Source organism: Nocardia sp. CNS-044 (genome assembly GCF_059570515.1).
Window position 1 is genome coordinate 796,391 of sequence record NZ_JCANSX010000006.1, and the last position, 20,175, is coordinate 816,565.

General features: G+C 69.5%; 16 protein-coding genes. 7 read left to right on the forward strand and 9 right to left on the reverse strand.

Annotated features, from left to right (window positions below; translation table 11 throughout):
• Nucleotides 1-4: 4 nt before the first annotated feature.
• The 5 genes from eno to T333_RS12430 all read right to left on the reverse strand — a co-directional run bounded on the left by eno (nucleotide 5) and on the right by T333_RS12430 (nucleotide 7,513).
• Nucleotides 5-1,291 carry a phosphopyruvate hydratase gene (eno, locus tag T333_RS12410; protein WP_355002007.1) on the reverse strand — a complete coding sequence of 429 codons (1,287 nt, stop codon included), beginning with the start codon at nucleotides 1,289-1,291 and terminating at the stop codon, nucleotides 5-7.
• A 124-nt stretch (nucleotides 1,292-1,415) separates the two neighbouring features.
• On the reverse strand, nucleotides 1,416-2,141 hold the full coding sequence (locus T333_RS12415; RefSeq protein ID WP_355002008.1) for a lytic transglycosylase domain-containing protein: 726 nt from the start codon (nucleotides 2,139-2,141) through the stop codon (nucleotides 1,416-1,418).
• Between the two features lie 97 nt (nucleotides 2,142-2,238).
• Complete coding sequence (locus tag T333_RS12420) at nucleotides 2,239-5,040, reverse strand: ATP-binding cassette domain-containing protein (protein WP_496424509.1); 2,802 nt, start codon at nucleotides 5,038-5,040, stop codon at nucleotides 2,239-2,241.
• Between the two features lie 17 nt (nucleotides 5,041-5,057).
• Complete coding sequence (locus T333_RS12425; protein ID WP_496424510.1) at nucleotides 5,058-5,987, reverse strand: ABC transporter permease; 930 nt, start codon at nucleotides 5,985-5,987, stop codon at nucleotides 5,058-5,060.
• Nucleotides 5,984-7,513, reverse strand: a complete 1,530-nt coding sequence (locus tag T333_RS12430; protein WP_496424511.1) for an ABC transporter substrate-binding protein — start codon at nucleotides 7,511-7,513, stop codon at nucleotides 5,984-5,986. Before T333_RS12430 ends, T333_RS12425 begins: the two co-directional genes overlap by 4 nt.
• A 310-nt stretch (nucleotides 7,514-7,823) precedes the next feature.
• On the opposite strand from T333_RS12430, the gene T333_RS12435 reads away from it, so the two are divergent.
• From T333_RS12435 to T333_RS12455, 5 genes are all read left to right on the forward strand, one after another.
• On the forward strand, nucleotides 7,824-8,978 hold the full coding sequence (locus T333_RS12435) for a TauD/TfdA family dioxygenase (RefSeq protein ID WP_496424512.1): 1,155 nt from the start codon (nucleotides 7,824-7,826) through the stop codon (nucleotides 8,976-8,978).
• Entirely contained in the window at nucleotides 8,950-9,960 is a 1,011-nt protein-coding gene (locus tag T333_RS12440; RefSeq protein WP_496424513.1) for an ornithine cyclodeaminase family protein, read from the forward strand. Before T333_RS12435 ends, T333_RS12440 begins: the two co-directional genes overlap by 29 nt.
• Nucleotides 9,951-12,077 (forward strand): type III PLP-dependent enzyme domain-containing protein, encoded by a 2,127-nt coding sequence (locus T333_RS12445; RefSeq protein ID WP_496424514.1) that lies wholly within the window; start codon nucleotides 9,951-9,953, stop codon nucleotides 12,075-12,077. The genes T333_RS12440 and T333_RS12445 overlap by 10 nt, the downstream gene beginning before the upstream one ends.
• 103 nt (nucleotides 12,078-12,180) lie before the next feature.
• Complete coding sequence (locus tag T333_RS12450) at nucleotides 12,181-13,212, forward strand: PLP-dependent cysteine synthase family protein (protein ID WP_355002015.1); 1,032 nt, start codon at nucleotides 12,181-12,183, stop codon at nucleotides 13,210-13,212.
• Nucleotides 13,209-14,612, forward strand: coding sequence for an MATE family efflux transporter (locus T333_RS12455; protein WP_496424515.1), 1,404 nt, complete (start codon nucleotides 13,209-13,211; stop codon nucleotides 14,610-14,612). The genes T333_RS12450 and T333_RS12455 overlap by 4 nt, the downstream gene beginning before the upstream one ends.
• A 19-nt stretch (nucleotides 14,613-14,631) precedes the next feature.
• Here T333_RS12455 and T333_RS12460 read toward each other — a convergent pair whose 3' ends face one another.
• The 3 genes from T333_RS12460 to T333_RS12470 all read right to left on the reverse strand — a co-directional run bounded on the left by T333_RS12460 (nucleotide 14,632) and on the right by T333_RS12470 (nucleotide 16,433).
• Nucleotides 14,632-15,207 (reverse strand): TerD family protein, encoded by a 576-nt coding sequence (locus T333_RS12460; RefSeq protein ID WP_355002017.1) that lies wholly within the window; start codon nucleotides 15,205-15,207, stop codon nucleotides 14,632-14,634.
• A gap of 49 nt (nucleotides 15,208-15,256) precedes the next feature.
• On the reverse strand, nucleotides 15,257-15,739 hold the full coding sequence (locus T333_RS12465; protein ID WP_357250964.1) for a pyridoxamine 5'-phosphate oxidase family protein: 483 nt from the start codon (nucleotides 15,737-15,739) through the stop codon (nucleotides 15,257-15,259).
• Nucleotides 15,740-15,977: 238 nt separating this feature from the next.
• Nucleotides 15,978-16,433: a flavodoxin domain-containing protein gene (locus tag T333_RS12470; RefSeq protein ID WP_496424516.1), complete on the reverse strand. Its 456-nt coding sequence runs from the start codon at nucleotides 16,431-16,433 to the stop codon at nucleotides 15,978-15,980.
• A 510-nt stretch (nucleotides 16,434-16,943) separates the two neighbouring features.
• Here T333_RS12470 and T333_RS12475 point away from each other — a divergent pair.
• Nucleotides 16,944-18,425 carry a stealth family protein gene (locus tag T333_RS12475; protein WP_355002020.1) on the forward strand — a complete coding sequence of 494 codons (1,482 nt, stop codon included), beginning with the start codon at nucleotides 16,944-16,946 and terminating at the stop codon, nucleotides 18,423-18,425.
• Here T333_RS12475 and T333_RS12480 read toward each other — a convergent pair.
• Nucleotides 18,373-19,362 carry a phosphodiesterase gene (locus T333_RS12480; RefSeq protein ID WP_496424517.1) on the reverse strand — a complete coding sequence of 330 codons (990 nt, stop codon included), beginning with the start codon at nucleotides 19,360-19,362 and terminating at the stop codon, nucleotides 18,373-18,375. The genes T333_RS12475 and T333_RS12480 overlap by 53 nt on opposite strands.
• Before the next feature lie 167 nt (nucleotides 19,363-19,529).
• Here T333_RS12480 and T333_RS12485 point away from each other — a divergent pair, with 167 nt between their 5' ends.
• Nucleotides 19,530-20,141: a DUF4232 domain-containing protein gene (locus T333_RS12485; RefSeq protein WP_496424518.1), complete on the forward strand. Its 612-nt coding sequence runs from the start codon at nucleotides 19,530-19,532 to the stop codon at nucleotides 20,139-20,141.
• The last annotated feature ends 34 nt before the right edge of the window (nucleotides 20,142-20,175 follow it).

The following is a 20,175-nucleotide window of genomic DNA, read 5'->3' on the forward strand; positions in this document are numbered from 1 at the left end:
GCTGTCAGCCCTCGAACGCGAAGCGCGGGAACGCCACGTCACCCGCGTAACGGGCGGAGTCGCCCAGTGCGTCCTCGATGCGCAACAGCTGGTTGTACTTGGCGACCCGCTCGCTACGCGCGGGCGCGCCGGTCTTGATCTGGCCGCTGCCGACCGCGACGGCGAGATCGGCGATGGTGGTGTCCTCGGTCTCGCCGGACCGGTGCGACATCATCGTCTTGTAGCCGTTGCGGTGGGCCAGCTCGACCGCGTCCAGCGTCTCGGTCAGAGTGCCGATCTGGTTGACCTTCACCAGCAGCGCGTTGGCCGCGCCCTTGGTGATGCCCTCTTCCAGGCGCTCCGGGTTGGTGACGAACAGGTCGTCGCCGACGAGCTGGATCTTGTCGCCGATCTGGTCGGTCAGCGCGACCCAGCCGTCCCAGTCGTCCTCCGACAGCGGGTCCTCGATGGAGACCAGCGGGTAGGCGGTGAGCAGGTCGGCGTAGAACTGGGCCATCTCGGCGGCCGTGCGCACCGCGCCCTCGAACTTGTAACCGCTGCCCGCGGTGTAGAACTCGGTGGCCGCGACGTCCAGCGCCAGCGCGACATCGCTGCCCAGCTTCAGGCCGGTCTTGGCGATCGCGGTGCTGATCAGGTCGAGCGCCTCGCGGGTGCCCGCCACGTCGGGGGCGAAGCCGCCCTCGTCACCCAGGCCGGTGGCCAGGCCCTTGGCCTTCAGCACCGACTTCAGCGCGTGGTAGACCTCGGCGCCCCAGCGCAGCGACTCCTTGAAGGTCGGCGCGCCGATCGGGGCGACCATGAACTCCTGGACGTCGACGCCGGTGTCGGCGTGCGCGCCACCGTTGAGGATGTTCATCATCGGGACCGGCAGCACGTGCGCGTTCGGACCGCCCAGGTAGCGGAACAGCTCCAGGCCCGAGGACTCGGCGGCGGCGCGCGCCACCGCGAGCGAGACGCCGAGCAGGGCGTTCGCGCCGAGGCGGGACTTGTCCGGGGTGCCGTCCAGGTCCAGCAGCGCCTGGTCGACGGTGCGCTGCTCGACCGCGTCCAGGCCGATGACGGCGGGCGCGATCTCGTCGAGGACGCCCTCGACGGCCTTCTGCACGCCCTTGCCCAGGTAGCGGTCGCCGCCGTCGCGCAGCTCGACGGCCTCGTGCTCACCGGTGGAGGCGCCGGACGGCACAGCGGCGCGGGTCAGCGTGCCGTCGTCGAGGGCGATCTCGACCTCGACAGTGGGGTTACCGCGCGAATCCAGGATTTCGCGTGCTCCGACCTGTTCGATGATGGCCACGAAAACGACACTCCTTCGGCTGCTGGCACGGTAGGTCTCACGGATGGGCCGTGCGGTGCCGAGCCTAGCGCCCCCGCCGCGTACGAGGTAACCGGCACTCCGGGGCACCGGTGCGGTCAGGCGCTCACACCCGGCGGCCGACGCTGTAGGCGGCGGCACGATCACGAACGGTCAGCAGGTAGCGGGTGGACTGGTTGTAGGTCATCAGCGCCTGCTGCCAACCGCGCTCGGAGGTGAGATCACCGCCGCTGGCGCACAGGTAGCGCGCGGCGGTGAGCGCGGCGTCATCGATGTTCTGCGGGTCGATCACGCCGTCGCCGTTGGCGTCGACGCCCCAGCGCTTCCAGGTTTCCGGGATGAACTGCAACGGACCGACCGCGCGATCGTAGGTCTGGTCACCGTCCAGTCTTCCGCCGTCGGTGTCGCGGATCAGCGCAACGCCCGGTGAGCCGTCCAGCGGGATGCCGATGATCGGCGGAACGACGGTGCCGTGATCGTCGACGTCGGAACCGCGGTGCGTGCCGTGTTTACTCTCCACGCTGGCGATGCCCGCGAGAGTGGTCCACGCGATGCCGCAGCCGGGCCGCGACCTGGCCATCACCGCGGCGGCATAGCCGTACGCCTCCAGGGCGACATGCGGGATGCCGAGCGTGTCGGCCTGATCTCCCGCCCAGCCGCGCAATTGCAGTGCGGTGCGGCCGGGTCCGTCCACGTCGATCAGCGGCAGCGGGGAGCCGGGGCCGGGCGGAATACCTTCCGGGATGGGCGGCAGATCGGGGCCGATGCCGCAACCGGCGAGCACCAGGGCCAGCAGTGCGGCGGCGACAGCGCCGGTCTTCTTCGGGAGCACTCTTCCATCATCCAGATCCGCGGCGGTGCTCCCGTTTCGCCGGTCGCGAAGATCACCCGCGATCGTTCGCGGACGGCGGTGAGGCGCGCGTCACCGCTCAAACCAGCAGATCATGGGTGGCCTGTTCGACGGGATTGGCGAGTACTTCGGCGGTGCGACCGGATTCGACGATGCGACCCTGATCGAGCACGACCAGTTCGGCGCAGTGTCCGGCCACCAGATTCATGTCGTGAGTGATCACCAGCAGGGCGGTGCCGCGGTCGGCGCGAATCCGGTCCAGCAGGGCCATGATCGAGGCCGCGGTCGCGTGATCGAGGGCCGAGGTGATCTCGTCGCAGATCAGCACCGAGGGCTCGGCGGCGAGGGCACGGGCGAGCGCCACCCGCTGACGTTGGCCGCCGGACAGTTCGTGCGGGTACCGCGCCGCCAATGCCGCAGGCAGCTCCATCGCGTCGAGGAGTTCGGTGATCCGTTGCGGTGCCGCGCTTTTCCGGACGCGCGCGACACGGCGCAGCGGCCTGCCGAGGGTTTGGGCGACGGTGCGACGCGGGTTCAGCGCGGACATCGGGTTCTGCGGAACGAGTTGAATGCCGTTGCCGCCGCGCCCGATTCGCCGCTTACCGCCGATCTCGATCGGATTCTCCGCCACGAGGAGCGAACCGCCCTCGGCCGCGCGGAGACCGGCGATCACCCTGGCGAGGGTGGTCTTGCCCGCGCCGGAAGCTCCGACCACCGCGAGCGCGGAGCCCGCGGTGAGCGCGAGGTCGATGTCGGCGAGTACCTGGTGTTCGCCGATCGTGGCGCTGATTCCGCTGGCGCGCAGGGCGATCGGGGGCTGTGAGTCGCGGAGCGCGGCAGTCTCCGGTTCGGCCGACTGTGTCGCCGCTGCGTCCGGCCGCTCGGTGGATGCCTCGAGCGGGCGGGCATCCGATCCGGTCTCGTTGCCGTCTGCGCGCGGCAGGTTCGGCCCTGTCGCGGCAGCGGCGGAGGCAGTGCCTGCGTCCGGGCGTGCCGACGAATCGGCATCGGCGGTCTCGTTGTCGGCCGCGGTGGTGTCGGCATCCGTGTGGGCGCGGGCGGTGAAACCCCTATCGTGCGCCGCGGAGCCGGTGCGGTTCGGCACCTCGGCGATGCCTTCGAACAGTGGACCTGCGTCGGTTTGCGGCGCGGCGGTGGGCGACGGCGGAAAATGGCGGTCCGCAAGGGAATCCGGCGCGGCGGTGCGGCGCGGAGGCGTGCCGATCTCGATCACCTGGTCGGCGATGGCGTGGATGGCGGCGGTGTCGTGGCCGGAGAGGAGGATCGTGGTTCCGCGGTTCGCGAGATCGCCCAGGAGGGTGCCGATTTCGGAGCGTAGTGCGCCGTGCAGACCCGCCAGCGGTTCATCGAGCACCAGAACGTCGGTGCGGCGGACCAGGGCTCTGGCCAGGGCGACCCGGCGTTGCTGACCGCCTGATAGTTCGGCCGGGCGGCGGCGCAGGTGCTCGGCGGAGAGGCCGACCGCCGCCAAGGCTTCGACAAGGGCGGATTCGGAGCGATCCTGCGCGACTTCGGCGAGCAGGGTTCGCACGCGCATGAGCGGATTCAGCGCGGAGCCGGGATCTTGGCCGACGTAGGTGATGCGCGTACGCCGAAAATGCCGCAGCTCGGCCGGATCCAGTGCGAACACCTTCTGTTCGGCCACCGTGACCGTGCCCGCGGTCAGGACCGCTCCGGGCGGCAAGTGGCCCAGCAGCGCCCGCATCAGGGTCGTCTTGCCCGATCCCGACGGACCGGTCAGCGCGGTTACCGTGCCCGGCCGCATCCGCAGGGAAACAGGCTCGACCAACTCCTGCCCGGCCGGCCCTCGCACGAAGAGGCCGTCGACGATCACGAGCGCGTCCGGTTCGCTGCCGCCGTCGTGCGAGTTGCCACCGTCGTCCGATACAGCGGACACGCCGTCAACCCTGACATCGTCCGGCACGGCAAATCGACCGTTGTCCTTGCCCGTGACCTCAGACAGCTTCGCGGCCGCCGAACCCACGGCGACATCGGTCCCCTCGTCGAACACCGTGCTCGCAGCCGGGCCGGGGCCGTCACCCTGCCGGACACCCGCCGTATCGATCATCGCCGATACCCGTCTGCCGCGCCCGAATTCGGTGACCGCGAGGTTCACGCTCACGGCGACGACGGCGATGGCGAGGCTCGGCGCGAGGACCGACCATGGGTTGAGCAGCATGCCGGAGGCGTTGTCGCGGACCATGACCGCCCAGTTGCTCGCGCCGAGGGTGGTGGGCAGGTGCAGGAAGGAGGCGGTGCTGACCAGGTAGACGGCGGCGACGAAGCGCAGGCCGAGTTGGGCGGCGAGCACTTCGCGCAGATTCGGCAGGACCTCACGAAAGACCAAGTGGGCGAGGGTTTCTCCGCTCGCGCGCGCCGCTTCGACGTAGCCGGTGGCCGCGACGCCCGCCGCGGCGGCGGCGAAGACCCGTGCGCAGTACGGCGCTCCGAACAGCAGCGCGACCGCGATCAGTCCGTAAACACCCGCGTCCGGCCAGGTCGTGAGGACGAGCAGGATGCCGAGCACCGCCGGGACCAGCATCGCGAGATCGGTCGCGGTCTCGATCACCGCACCGACCCGCGTCCGCAGTGCGGCGACCGCGCCGAGCACGCTCGACACCGCCGTCACCAGCACGGCGATCACGGCGGCGAGCAGCAGCAGACCCCAACCCCCGTACAGCAGATGGCTCAGCACATCGCGGCCGAGCCGATCGGTGCCGAGCGGGGCGTCGGCGCTCGGGTCGGCGAACGGTATGCCCATTGCCTCCTCGGCGGGCCGCGGCGCGAGCGCGGGGCCGACCGCGGCGATCAGGATCACCAGCAGACCGGGCAGCACCATCAGCAGTCGTAGCCGCGTCATCGCATTCCCGCTCCAACTCATCGCCGCCCCCGCAACGACCAGGCGCGAATTCCGTCGGCCACCGCCAGCATCAGCATGATGACCACTCCCGACAGCGCGACCACCGCCGCGACCACCGACGTGTCGCGATCGGCCACCGACCCGGCGAGCACCGCGCCGAGACCCGGGTAGTTGAAGATGGTCTCGACCACCAGCGCGCCGCCCAGCAGCATGCCGACGGTGGTGGCGAAGCTGGCGACGATGGTCGGCGCGGCGAACGGCAGCAGGTAGCGGGACAGCACGTGCGGTGTCGAAAGTCCGTCCAGCACCGCGCTTTCGACGTGCGGAGCGCGGGCGGCGTCGGCCAGCGCGGCGCGCACCACCCGGGTGTTCCAGCCGATCTGCGGGATGGCCAGCGCGAGCACCGGCAGCACCAGCATGTCCGCGCTCACCGGGAAGCCGGAGCGGCCGGTGAGGGTGACCGCGGGCAGCCAGCCCGTCGCCAACGAGAACACCATGATCAGCAAGGTCGCCAGCACGAACTCGGGAACGGCCGCCGCGACCGTGCTGCCCGGCTGCAACACCCGCGCGGCGACGCCTCGGGAGCGCGTCGCCCACCAAGCGCCGAGCAGCACCGAGGCCAGGACCGTCACCGTCAGCGCTATGCCGCCGAGCAGCAGGGTCGGCGGAAACTTGGCCGCGAGCAGTTCGTTGATCGACCTGCCGCGCGCGGTACGGCCGAAATCGCCGGTCGCGACACCGGATATCCAGTCCAGGAACCGTACGACGATCGGCCGGTCGAGTCCGAGCTCGCGCTCCTTCGCCGCGACCTGCTCCGGCGTCGCCTCCCTGCCGAGGACCGCGCGGGCGGTATTGCCCGGCAACAGATCCACGGCCACGAACACCGCGGCGAGCAGCGCGAGCAGCAAGGCGACGCGCCGGAGCAGAAGTCGGGCGAAGGTCGTCACGCCAGCCAGACCCGTTCGAGCTGCACCCGCCCGAAGCCACCGAGCGTCGGCAGGTCACGCACCGCGCTGGTGGCGATATCGATGCCGTCGGCCATGCCCCACACCAGGTAGCCGCCGCGCTCGTGCTGGATGGCTTGCACACGGCGACTGGCCTTTTCGAGCTCGGCCGGGTCGGCGGCGGCCAGCGCCGCGGCCGTCGCCGCATCGAATTCGGTGTCCTTGAAGGCGGTTTCGTTGCGATTGGAGCCGCTGGACATGAGTTTGCTCGCGTAGAACATCGTCGAATCGTTGGTGCCCCAGGAGACGGTGTAGAGCGGGGCCTGCAACCAGGTGCGGTCGTAGAAGGCGTTGGACTCCTGCTCGACCACGTCCAACCGGAGACCGATCTCGGCGAGCTGGGTGGCGATCACCTTCGCCGACTCGACCTCGCCAGGCGCCTCCGGCTTGGTCACCAGCGGGTAACTGCGTCCGGTGTCGAAATTCGCTTCGCGCAGCAGGGTTTTCGCGCGCTCGATATCGCGCGTGCGCTGCGGGATGCTCGCGTCGTACGTCGGGTCCGCCGTACCCAGGATGTCGTTGGCGATCGTGCCGTAGCCCGAATGCACCTGATCCACCAACGCCTTTCGATCGACGCCGAGCCGCACCGCGGTGCGCACCCGCGGATCGGCGAACGGACCGTCGGCGGTGCGCATCGCCACGCCGAGCATGGTGTCGTTCGCGCGCCGCACCACTCGAAGATCACCGCGACCCTCCGCGGTGCGCCCCGCGATCGCGCCGACGTTGGACGCCAGATCGATCTGCCCGCCGAGCACCGCATTACCCAGTGCCGTCACGCTTTCGAACATCGTCACCTCGATGGCGTCGAGCAACGGCAGTCGCGGTTCCGCGCCCGCGCCGTGCCAGTTCTCGTTGCGCACCAGCCGGGCGTTGCCGCCTTGGAAGGACTCGAGCCGGAACGGACCGGTGCCGTTCGCCTTGGTGAAGTCCGTAGTGTCCTTTCTCACAGTGAACGTCATCAGCCGAACCAGCAGTGGCAGTTGGGTATTCGGCTCCGGGACGGTGAGCACGACCCGGTTCGGGCCGTCGGCGGCGATGTCCTCGGCCGCGACGGGCATCTTCGACGCGCCGCCCACCGAGCGCAATCTGCGCAGCGACCACACCACGTCCTCGGCGGTAACCGGCGCTCCGTCGTGGAAGGTGGCGCCCTCCGCGATGGTGAACGCCCAGCGTCGCTGCGCAGCATCCGGCTCCCACGAAGTCGCAAGGCGCGCAGCGGTATTCGGCTCGGCGGACGGCACGGTCAATGCGTCGTAGACAAGCGATGTGATCAGAAAATCGCTGTCGTTGCTGAGGTTCGCGTGCGGATCGCGTTCGATGCGCGCCGCGGTGCCGAGCGCGCCGACGCGGAGGGTGCCGCCGCGCTTCGCGGGGCCACTCGGATCGGCGCTGTCGGTACAGGACGCGACGAAAAGTATCGCCCCCACCCCGACGCTCGAGCGCAGAAGTTGCCGTCGGTTGAAACCCATCGGTGTCGCCTTCCCTCATCGTTCACTGCGGGCCCGAAACCCGACACTACAAGGCTAGGACAGGCTAGCCTAAATACGTTGTCTACCAGTGCGTATCCGCCAAATGAGTGGACCGGCTCGACCACCGAACCCGGGTTGCCGACGAATACCCGACGCGCGGTTCCCATGAGATTTAGGCTTTTGATGCGTCTTCGCTATTTTTCCGCGACTCGCTTAGGTAAGCCTTGCTTAAGCGCGCGAGAACCACTAGCTTCGCAGATCGAATCGTCCCCACCCGCTTTTCGACCCGATGCGAAGAAGGGAATCCCCGGTGAAAAGCGTTCTCTCCGAACGTAAGACGCTTCACCCGCAGGACATCGAACGACGCGAGCTGCCCCCGCACGCCGGGCGTGCGGTGCGTGAACTCGCGCGTGAGATTTGTAGCACAGTCCACCGCCGTCCCGGCGGCGCGGCCACGATGACGCGGACGTTGGTCGATCCGGCGCTCATCGCGCTGGTCGAAGCGGGCGCGCACGAACTGCCCGACTCGGTCCGGCTCGCCATGCGCCCGCCCGCGGGCCGCGCGGGCGCGACCATCGTGCGCGGGCTGCCGTTGACCGACGACGAGTTCGGTCCGACGCCGCCGAGCTGGCGCGAAGCCGCCCGGTGGAGCGGCGATCCGCAGCGCGGCAACTCCTTTCAGCTCGACGTCGCCATGCTGCTGCTCGCGCGCTGCGCGGGAGAACCGTTCGGCTGGTCCGGGCAGCAAGACGGACGCTTGGTCAACAACATCGTGCCCACGCCGGGCCACGAAGACGAGCAGTCCGGCGCGAGCAGCAAGACGCTGCTCAGCCCGCACACCGAAGACGCCTTCCACCCCGACCGCGCGAACCTGCTCGTGCTCGCCTGCCTGCGCAATCCGGACATGGTGGGCACCACGGTGTCCTCGGTGCGGCAGGTCGAACTGACCGAGGACGAGTACCGGCTGCTCAGCACCCCGACACTGCCGATCCTGCCCGACGTCTCCTACGGCAGCGGCCACGAACGGTTCACTCCGCCGCCTATCCCCACGGTATGGTCCGAGTTCGAAATCGGTTCGGGAACAACGAATCCGACTCTGCGCTACGACCCGGCCTACACCCCGCTCGACGACGCGGACCCCGATTTTCGCGCCGCCTACGCCCGGCTCACCGCGGAACTCGAACGGGTGTGCCACACCGCCGCCCTGGCACCCGGCGAATTGTTGCTGGTGGACAATGACGTAGCCGTGCACGGTCGGGTACCGTTCACCGCGCGTTACGACGGCACCGACCGCTGGCTCAAGCGGGTCAACATCCGCCTGCCCGAACGTCGGCGCCGAGCCGCCGAGGCCCATGAGAATGGTTACGGGCAACGAACAGTCGCCCCGTTCCGAATGGGAACTGGCCGAGCGGATGCAGAGCGGGACACAACACCAGATGATCGAGGAACCGTTGAACACTCGTGATCGGAGCACGCCGCTGCGCGTGCTGAGCCGTAGCGACCTCGCCGACGTCCCCATCACGCCGGGCGACGTGGTGCGTGCGGTCGAAGACGCGTATCTGGCTTTCGCGGCGGGAGATTCGGACAATCCGCGCAAATTGAGCGTCGCCAATCCGGACGGCTGGTCGGTGGCCTACGCCATGCTCGGCCGCGACGGCAGGCGGCGCGTGGTCGCCATGAAGACCTCGTACAAGTTCGATCCGGGCCACGACCGCAGCACCAAGCGGTACTACACGACCATCACGCTCTACGACGACAGCACCGGCGCGCCCATCGCCATGATGGATTGCGCGCGGGTCGGCGCGCTGCGCACACCGGCCGTCTCCGCGCTGCTGGTGCGCGAGACCGTGCGCCGCGGTGCGGAGAGCGTGCTGCTGATCGGCACCGGAACCCAGGGCCGCAACGCGCTGCCGCATCTGCTCGCCGCGAATCCGCAGCTGCGCAAGCTGATGGTGTACGGAACGCACCCGGACGGTCTCGCCGCGGTGCATCAGCAGCTCGCCGAGCACAATCCGCAGGCGCTGCTGGAAACCGTCGCCGATCCGCGCGCCGCCGCGGCCCACGCCGACGTGGTGCTGGCGACCGCGGGCCACGGCACCGAAGTGGCCTTGGAGGCCGAGGATCTCGCGCCCGGCTCGACCGCCGTGCTGGTCGGGTACGGCCTCGCGCCGTCGGCGCTGGTCGAGGCGGACCGGGTGGTGGCGACGAGCGCCGAACAGATGCAGCTCACCGGCACCGACATGGTCGGCCCGGACGGCACGCTTCGCGCGGTCGACGCCGAACTGCCGCAGATCCTCAATCGCAGGGCCGTGGCGCGTCGCTCGGACGAGGAGAAGATCTTCGTCTACAACAGCGGCCTCGTCCTCACCGACGTCGCCGTCGCGCACGCGCTCGCCGAACGCGCCATCGCCGAAGGCCGCGGCACGGAGGTGCCCCTGTGGGATTAGAGGCCGCCGTCGAGCCGGAGGTCGTCGACCCGGACGCCATGGTGCTGTTCGACATCGCCGCGCCCCGCAAGGCGAGAGGCGGTGCCCGCGGGAGCCGAACCCGCGAACATGCCACGCCCCGCCCGGCCGACGCCCTCGCGGACACCGTGGCGCCAACCGACTTCGGCACGCCGCCAATCTTGTCCGACCCGCAGACGTCCGACCAGATCACGCCGCCCGAGACCGGCACGGCCCTTCGCCGCAACGGCACGACGCCGCCCGAAGCGGACACGTCACCGGTCGGCGCCGCCTCCTCACCACCCGACACGGACACGTCACCGGCCGGCGCCGCCTCCTCACCGTCCGACGCGGAGACGACGTCGCTCGATACCGGGGCGCAGACGCTCGGCCGTGACAGGCCGCCATTCGATACCGAGGCGGCGGCGCCCGAGGCAGACACGTCGCCGCTCGATACCGCAGCGACGGCGCTGGAGGCCACCACCACATCGCCGCAAGCGGAAACGCCGTCCCCCGCGGACGCCGAGGCGAGTCCGCTCGACGAGGGTGCGTCAGCACTCGGTACCGAAGCGACAGCGCTCGAGGACGGCACGATGTCGCCGCAAGGAGACGTCCCATTCACCGCGGACGCCGAAGCGGAGTCGACCGGCGAAGCGCACACCTCGGACCCCGACGAGTTCGACGACTACCCCGAACCGGACTGGGACGACACCGATTCCGACGACGTCTTCCTCGAGCTGCTCGTCGAGGAGATCGCCGACGAACCGGCCGAGCGCGCACCGGGCATCGTGGCTCCCGCGATGCCCGCGCACATCGACGACTGGGAGCGCCGGGTGCTCGCCGACCCGCACCTGCTCGCCGATATCGCGTTCGCGGTCGGCGGACCGTTCCATCTGATGTATCCCGCGCGGGTGGCGGAGAACATCCGCGGCTTCCGCGACGCGTTCGCGCGGGCGGGCGTCGACGGGCTCGTCTACTACGGCAAGAAGGCGAACAAGGCAGCGTGCGTGGCGCGGGCCTGCGCGGAGAACGGCGCTGGCGTCGACGTGTCCAGCGTCGGCGAGCTGACGGCGGCGCTCGCGGCGGGTGTGCGCGGTGGCGAACTGATGGTCACCGGCCCGGCGAAGTCCGACGACCTGCTGTGGCTCGCCGTGCGCCACGGTGCGCTGATCGCGGTGGACAGCCTCGGCGAGCTCGACCGCCTCGGCGCGATCGCCTCCGCCGCGAATCCGGCGAGGGTGCTGCTCCGGGTGCTGCCCGCGGGCTCGGCCAGCCGGTTCGGGATGACCGAGGACGAGCTGGACCGGGCGCAGTCGGTGATCGCAGCGGCCGGACCGCGCGGACTGGAGCCGATTCAACTGGAAGGCTTCAGCTTTCACCTCTCCGGCTACGACGCGATCGCCCGAGCCGAGCAGGCCGCCGACCTGATCGACCGCTGCGCGGCGGCGCGCGAGCTCGGGCATCCGGTCGGCACGATCTCGATCGGCGGCGGATTCGGCGTCGACTACGTGCCGGAGCGCGCGTGGCGCGAGTTCACCGACGGCGTCGACCGGTCGTGGTTCCACGCCGGGAAGTCGTTCGGTTCGTACTACCCGTACCACTTCCCCGCGCCGGGGCCCGCCATGCTCGCGGAGATCCTTGCCCACGGTGACCTGGCTCGCCGCCTGCGCGACAAAGATATTCGCCTGGCCGTCGAGCCCGGCCGGGCGCTGCTCGATCGCGCGGGCAGCACCGTCTTCCGTGTGCAGGGCAGCAAGATCCGGCACGCCGACGGGCAGCCGTACCAGCTGCTCACCGTCGACGGCACCAGCCTCAGCCTGTCCGAGCAGTGGTTCGACAGCGAGTACCTGCCCGATCCGGTGCTCTGGCCATCGAGCTCCGGCGAACCGACGCCGACCAGCGTCGGCGCGGCGAGCTGTCTGGAATCCGACATGCTCAGCTGGCGGCGCGTCCCGCTGCCGAGGCGAGCCGAGGAGGGCGATCTGCTCGTCTATCCGAACACCGCCGGCTATCAGATGGATTCGAACGAGTCCGCCTTCCACGAACTGCCGATCCCGCCGAAGGTCGTGCTCTCCGACGGCCGGGAAGATCGGCTGCGCTGGACGCTCGACGCCGGGTAATCAACAACGAGAACGACAACTCACCATCGCACCGCGCTCACCGCAACCTCGCAGCGCGGGCAGGCGATCCCTGAGCCGGGTCGCCCCTGGATAGGAGACTTTCATGCCTGTCGTCACGCGCGTGACGGACCTGATCGGTCGCACACCGCTCTTCGAGCTGGCCACCACCGCGACCGGCACCCGATTGCTGCTCAAACTCGAACAGTTCAATCCGACGGGCGCGGCCAAGATCAGGATGGCGCGCGAGATGGTGCTCGACGCCGAGCGGCGCGGTTTGCTGCCGAGTGGCGGGCATATCATCGAATCCACGTCCGGTAACACCGGGCTCGGCTTGGCGGTGGTTGCTGCCGAACGCGGGTACCGCTTCACCGCCGTGGTCGACCACCACGCATGTAAGGACAAGCTGCGCGCGATGCGAGCGATGGGTGCGGAGTTGGTGTACGTCGCCGACGAGGGCGACGACAACCTGGCCACTTCGGCGCGGGAGGACCTCGCCGAGGCGATGGCCGCCGCGCAGGACGACGCCTACTTCACCGAACAGCACAACAACGACGCCAACGCGGTCGGCTACTACGCCGTCGCCGAGGAGTTGCTCGAGGACGTGGAGCGGGTCGACATCCTGCTCTCGGCGGTCGGCACCGGCGGTTCGCTGTTCGGCACCGCGACCCGGCTGCGCCAGCTGGGCTGTCCGCCGCACGTGATCGGGGTGGAACCGGTGGGTTCCATCGCCTTCGGCGGGCCTGGCGGACCGTATTGGCAATCCGGCACGGGCACGCCGCCCGGCGCCACCATCGGCACCGCGGTCGACTACTCGCTGCTCGACGAAGGCGTGAAGGTGTCCGATGTGGCGGCCTTCGCCACCGCCCGCGCCGTCGCCAAGAAGCTCGGCCTGATGCTGGGCGGTTCGGCGGGCGGCTCGGTGTACGCGGGGCTGACCAGGCTCGAGCAGTTCCCGGCGGGCTCGACGGTGGTCACCATCGTCTGCGACGGCGGCGAGAAGTACCTGGACACCGTCTTCGACGACGACTGGATGAACGAACGCGATCTGCTCGACGCCGACTCCGAGCGCGAGGTGCTCGGTCTGCTCGATCGCTACTCCCCCGCCCGCCGAAAGCAGTTGGTGGAGGCGCGGTGAACCTGGGTGAGTTCCGCGCAGACGGTCGTCGGCTCGCCGCCCTCGCGACGCCGATCGCACTGACCCAGCTGGCCCAGATCGCGGTCTCCACGACCAACATCGCGCTGATGGGCACCCTCGGGGTGCGCCAGGTGGCGGCGGGCGGCCTGGCGATCGTGCTGTTCAACCAGATCCGGACGATGTGCGTCGGATTGATCACCGGCACCGGCAACCAGATCGCGTCGGCGGTGAGCGCGGCGGACAAGCGCGGCGATTCCGCCGACCGCGAGGTGCGCGAGGTGGTCCGGTCGAGTTTCCTCATCGCGACGGTGGCCGGTCTGCTCGGCGGCGCGGTGCTCATCGGGCTCGGCTGGTCGTTGCAGTGGCTCGGCCAGGACGCCGGGGTGCTCGCCGACGCGCGGCCGCTCATGGTCGCGCTGGCTCCCGGGCTGCTGCCCTGCCTCTGGTTCCAGGTGCTTCGCCAGTACACGGTGGGCATGCAGCGTCCGCAGGCTCTGCTGCTGGTGACGCTGGGTTCGGTCGCGCTGAATCTGGGGCTGGCTCTCGCCTTCATCCACGGCTGGGCCGGGCTGCCCGCGCTCGGCCTGACCGGCATCGGCGTGGCGACCTCGCTGGTCTTCCTGATCACCTTCGGCGTGTTCTGGGCGATGGTGCGCCACGATTCGCGACTCGGTCCCACCCTGTCGATCCGGCCGTGGCCGGTGCACCGTGCGACGGTCGTCTCGGAGCTGAAGCTCGGCACCCCGATCGCGCTCACCTACGGGTCCGAGGCGGGCATGTTCTCGGTGCTCGCGCTCGTGATGGGCAGCATCGGACCGGCCGCGCTGGCCGCGCACAACGTCGTCTACCAGATCATCTACATCGTGTTCCAGGTGGCGATCGGGCTCTCGCACGGCGCGTCCATCCTGGTCAGTCACGCGGAGGCGCGCGGCGAATACCAGCACGCCAAGGCGCTGGCCTGGCTGGCGCTGCGCTACGCGGGCATCGTCGCCGCGATCACCGGCGCGGTGTACGTGCTCGCGCCGGGCGCGGTGCTGCGCCCGTTCCTGGAGCCAGGCGACACCGCGACGATCGAGATCGCTCGAACTCTGCTGCTGATCGGCATCGTGTTGCAGTTCTTCGACGCCGCGCAGAACATCGGCACCGGCTTGCTGCGCGGGCTGAAGGACACCAAAGCGGGTTTCCGACTATCGCTGATCGGCTACTGGATGGTCGGCCTGCCCACCGCCCTGCTGCTGGCTTTCCCGTTGCACCTCGGCGCCGCGGGCGTCTGGTGGGGGCTCACCGCGGGGTTGGCCGCCACCGCTGTCCTCATGGTGCGGCGCTACTTCGGTCTACTCGACGACATGGCGCACGCGTACCCGCAACGCCTGCCGGAGAAGCTGTCGAGCCCCAGCTGATCTCGCCGGGGCCGACCGCTCAGATGTTGACGCCGTAATCGCGGGCGATGCCCGCGAGACCGGACGCGTAGCCCTGGCCGATGGCGCGGAACTTCCACTCGCCGCTGTGCCGGTACAGCTCGCCGAACACCATGGCGGTCTCGGTGGACGCGTCCTCGGTGAGGTCGTAGCGGGCCAGTTCGGCGCCGGTGGTGGCGTCGACGACGCGGATGAAGGCGTTGCGGATCTGACCGAACGACTGCCCCCGCGCGTCGGCGTCGTGGATGGACACCGGGAAGAAGATGTTGGTGATCGCCGGCGGCGTCGCCGCGAGATCGACGTTGATCACCTCGTCGTCACCCTCGCCCTCACCGGTGAGGTTGTCGCCGGTGTGCTCGATGGTGCCCTCGGGCGAACGCAGGTTGTTGTAGAACACGAAGTGCTGATCGGAGAGCACCTTCAGGTTCGGGCCGGTGGCCAGTGCGCTCGCGTCGAGGTCGTAGTCCGCACCGGTCGTGGTGCGCACGTCCCAGCCGAGTCCCACCGCGACCTTGGTCAGGTTCGGCGCCTGCTTGGACAGCGAAACGTTTCCGCCCTTGGCGAGTGTGACGCTCATGATCCCTTCCCGTACGGCGCGCGGGCGCCGCCTTTCTCGTTGTACCGGTTCAGTTCTGGTCGTCGGACCAGCCGCGCAGCGTGGCGACGCGGCCCTGCAACGCGTGCAATTCGCTCGCGTCGAGCACGGTGCGCTGGATGCTCTTGTCCACCGTGAACGCGGACTGGCGGTGATCGTCGATCACCGCGACATCGATCTGCACCGCGACGTAATCCTCGGCGTCGGGCATCTGTTCGGCGATCACCTTGGCCGTGCCACGCGCGCACAGCGCGACATTGCCGCCGCCGAGGATCAGCAACGCGACCTCGGGCCGTTCCCGCAGCCGGGCCAGCGAACCACGGTCGAACTTCAGGCTGATCAGAATCCGCCGGTCACCGGCGCGCACCGGCCAGGAGACCGGAATCGCATGCGGCGCCGGGTCGGTGGTGACCAACACGGCGATCGTTTCCTGCGGCCATTCCGGCAACACGTCCAGTTCGGGATGATCGGTCGAGTGGTCTTGTCGTTGCGCAGGGCTCGCTCCGGCTGCCATCTTCGTCACCTCATGGATCGTCGCGCGCGACGGGCTGTGTCGCACTGATAGCAGTCTAAGGTGCTGGGACACATGCGCGCTGGCGCTGTGCCGTTTGTCCGGCGGGACCTTGGGTTCTTTCACCGAAGCGGTTGCTGTCGTCCGCTTGCGTTGTGTCACTTGCACGCTGGGGTAGGCAAACCTAATTCCGGCACACTCCGCGCAACGCCCCGGTGAATCGATGAAGCGGCGAGTTCGTTCAGGCCGAAGCGAATTCGAGAACGGGCAGCGACCGCGCCCACTCACGCGCCATGTCGCGCACGCGCACCTCGGTGGACGCGTCGTGGCGCGCGTGCTCGCCGACCTGGGTCGCGCCGCGAGCGGTCAGCTTCTCGGCCGCGATCTCGCCACCGCGGTTGAAGGTGTCGCCGTAGACGGAATCGCCGAGGCCGAACACCGCGAAGCGCAAACCGGTCAGATCGGGCGTGCGCGCGTCGAGGGCGTCGAAGAACGGCTCCGCGCCGGTCGGCAGATCACCGTCGCCGTAGGTCGAGCAGACGACGACGTGGAAGGCGGCGACGTCCAGATCGTCGACGTCGAAGTCGGTCATGTCGTAGACCGAGACGTCGTGCGCGCCCGCCAGCTCGTCCGCGACGCACCCGGCCGCGGTTTCGGAAGTGCCCATCTCCGACCCGAACAGAATGACTACGCGCACCGCGCCCGCTCCTTCCCGGCTCGCGCCGATAGCCGCTTTTGATTTGGCAAGGCTACCCTAATTCCTGGGCGGATGGACATCGTCGCGGCCCTGTCCGGTATCCGTGCCGGTTTTCGATTGACGGACCGCCGCCACGGATGCATCATTCAGTAGCAACCCCCTGTTCAGCGGGGGTTCTCCGATCAGCCGGCCGATGACTGTCCGGCCTTGCGTGTTGCTCCCGGCCGCGCTAGGTCCCATCGCCCCGCGAGCCCGGTCAACACTTCCCCATCCATACGAACGCTTCCCGCGTCCGGCCGTGAGTGAGGTGAGAACGATGGTGTACCGATCGTCAGGACTTCCGCGAATCACCGCGTTCCTGCACTACGGCAGGGCTCCGCATTTCTGACTCCGCACCGCATCGGGCACGTCCTGCGACGCGTCGGCGTCGCCGGGACCTCGCTCGGCTCCCGGTGCGGTGCGGGTGAAAGTACGGGCGCATCGTCGGAAACGGCCCAAAGGGAGGCGGATATGGACAGGGCAGTGAATCCAGGGGGTTGGGATCCCGGCACGGCTCGGGTGGGATACGACACCGTCGCGATCGCGGCGAGCAATCTGGCGGTCTCGGAGGCCGCGATCGCGGATCTCGGTTACCTGCGCGGCCAGCTCGCCGCGGCGGAGGTGCCGTTTCTGCTGATCAAGGACAGCGGGCACCGGCTGATCCTGGCCGCCGACGCCGCGCACCGCGGCATGGTGCACCGCGTGACGGACGCCGCGCGCGCCGCGGGCTTCGCGGTCGCGGAGGTCGGTCACCAGGTTTTCCGGCTCGGCCGCGACGCCGATCCGGCGCATCACGTCGAGCTGGAGCTGTGGGAGTACCACGGCGACACCGTCGAATGCCCGCGGCCCAACGCGTTGACCCGCAGCGTCTTCGACCTCGCCGACGTGGAGTTCACCCAGATCCGGCTGTTCGACCGGACGTGGCCGACCCTGGCCGACATGTTCGCGCCGCAGGCCACCGATGTCGCCTTCGACATCGACATCGTCTTCTCCTGGGTGGACGGCTCGGATCCGGAATTCCGCGCCCGGCGCGCGGGCCTGATGACACAGGTCGTCGTCGGTGAGGGCGACGACGCGGACGCCAGGATCCGCCAGATCGATGAACTGAAGTACGCCATGCGTTCGGTGCACAAGAACGCGCCGTGGATCCGCCGCATCTTCGTCGCCACCGATTCGGCGGTCCCCGACTGGCTGAGCGAGCACCCGAAGGTCACTATCGTGCCCGCGATCGAGCACTTCAGCGAGCCCGCGGCGCTGCCGACCTTCAACTCGCACGCGGTGGAATGCCAGTTGCAGCACATCGAGGGGCTCAGCGAGCACTTCCTGTACTCCAACGACGACATGTTCTTCGCCAGGCCGGTGCGGCCCGAGATGTTCTTCACGCCGGGCGGCATCAGCCGGTTCATCGAGGCGGACACCCGCATCGGGCCGGGCCGGAACAACGAGCGCCGCAGCGGATTCGAGAACGCGGCGCGGGTGAACCGCGCGTTGCTCGCCGATCGCTTGGGGCACGTCATCACCCGGCACCTCGAGCACACCCCCGCGCCGTTGCGGCGCAGCGTGCTGCTGGAGATGGAGGCGGAGTTCGGCGCCGACTTCGCGCGCACCATGGCCAGCCGATTCCGTTCGGCCACCGACATTTCCGTCACCAACTCGCTGTACCACTACTACGCGCTGCTGACCGGTCGCGCGGTACCGCAGGAGGCGGCGCGCATGCGCTACGTCGACACCACGAGCCGCGACGGGCTCGCGCTGCTCGACCACTTGGCCGCCGTGCGGGACGTCGACTTCTTCTGCCTCAACGACGGCAGCTTCCCCGAGGTGCCGGAATCCGAACGAGTCCAACGAGTTTCGGAATTCCTCGCGGACTGGTTCCCGGATCCGGCGCCATGGGAACGGCTCAGTGCACCGCCTCGTCGTCCGCTTCCGGAGTCGGCTCCCGGCGCCGCATGACGTGCGGGATGCGGCCCGCGGGTGGAATCGCGATGCCCGCCTCGGCGAGTTTCGCCGCCGCCTCCTCGGGGGTGGCGGGCTCGCCGACGGTCGCGCCCACGTCGATCGGGACCACCGAATGCACGACCGTGTCCGGATAGACGTGCACGAAGTTGAAGGCCTGGGCGCCGTCGCGGCCGCGCAGTCCGCCCGTCGCGGCGGCCAGATCCTGCGTGTAGCAGGTGGACGAGGCGACCGAGACCGGGATGCCCGCGAACGTCGCGTAGGTGGAGAAGTGCACGTGACCGGCGAGGATCGCGCGCACGTCGGTGCCGTCCAGCACGTCGGCGAGCCTGCGCTGGTCGCGCAGCTCCACCGTGACGGCCAGGTCGACCACGCACGGCACCGGCGGGTGGTGCATGGCCAGGATGGTGCCGAACGGCGCGGGCTCGGCGAGCACGTCGCTCAGCCAGGCCAGCTGCTCGTCGGAGATCTCGCCGTGGTGGTGTCCCGGCACCGAGGTGTCCAGCGCGATGATGCGCAATCCGTCGATCATGTGCACGCGATCGAACGGCTTCGTCGATGGCGCCTCGTCGAGCAACGTGTGCCGCAGCACCCCGCGATCGTCGTGGTTTCCCATCACCCAGACCACCGGCGCGCCGACGTGCCGCGCGAACGGCTCGACCAGCGCGCGTAGCTTCTCGTACGCGCCAGGCTCGCCGCGGTCGGCGAGATCGCCGGTGAACACCAGTGCCGTCGGGCGGATGCGGCTGGCCGCTGCCTGACCGAGCAGCCTACGTAAACGCTGCTCGGCATCCACATCCCCGTACAGCTCGCCGTCACCGGCGATGAGGTGGGTGTCACTGAAATGGAACAACACGTGATCCGGTCGCGGATGCTCCGCGACTCTGCTGATGCGCACCGGACCGAACGTCCCTCCCGGCGGATGGTCCGCCATCGGCTTCGGGTTCCAGCCAGGATAGCGAACCCCTACCAACGGCTTTCCCGCCAAGTTGTGACGACAAGCTTGCGGGAAGGTGAGGTTTCGGTGTACAGGCCGCGCGTCGGATACGCTGCGGGCGACTCGAGACGGCCGGTGCGCGCCGGTGTTCGGAGGGGGTTCTGATGGGCATGCGGACGGTCGCGATCGGCGTTGCCTGCGTGGGGGCGCTGGTCGGTTGCGCGGCGTGCGCGAGTCCGCGCGAATACGGCGCCGACGACGCGATCTGGGCGTCGACCACGACCGCGAAGGCGGCGGGTGCGCAGTCCACGACGGGGGTGCCGGACGACCCGCTGCGGTGCCGAAGCGCCGAGCTCTCGCTGCGCTCGGTGGCGGGGCCGCAGGGCGGCGGCGGGACCGTCCGCGCCTACCTGGTGCTGACCAACGCGTCGGGACGCACCTGCACGGTGTTCGGCCATCCGGGCGTGGATTTTGTGAACAATGACACACTCTTCGGTGCGCGAACCGAGCCGGTGCCGCCGACCGCGGCGGCGCCCCGCGCGGTGCAGACGCTCGACCCCGGCGAATCGACCGCGGCGGAGTTCGTTTTCCGCGGCGAACCGGGTGGGACCTGCGCCGATATGCGTGCCATCCGGGTCGTCCCGCCGGACGAGACCGTGGCGTTGACCACTCCGCTCGTCGATCTGCGCACCGGGCCCGTGGAGAGGTTTCGCGTCTGCGACAAAGTGATCACGGTGGGGGCGTTCACCACGGCGCGGGGGTTGCCGCGCAAGTAGGGCTTCGTCCGCCCGGATGTGCCCGGGCGCGGGA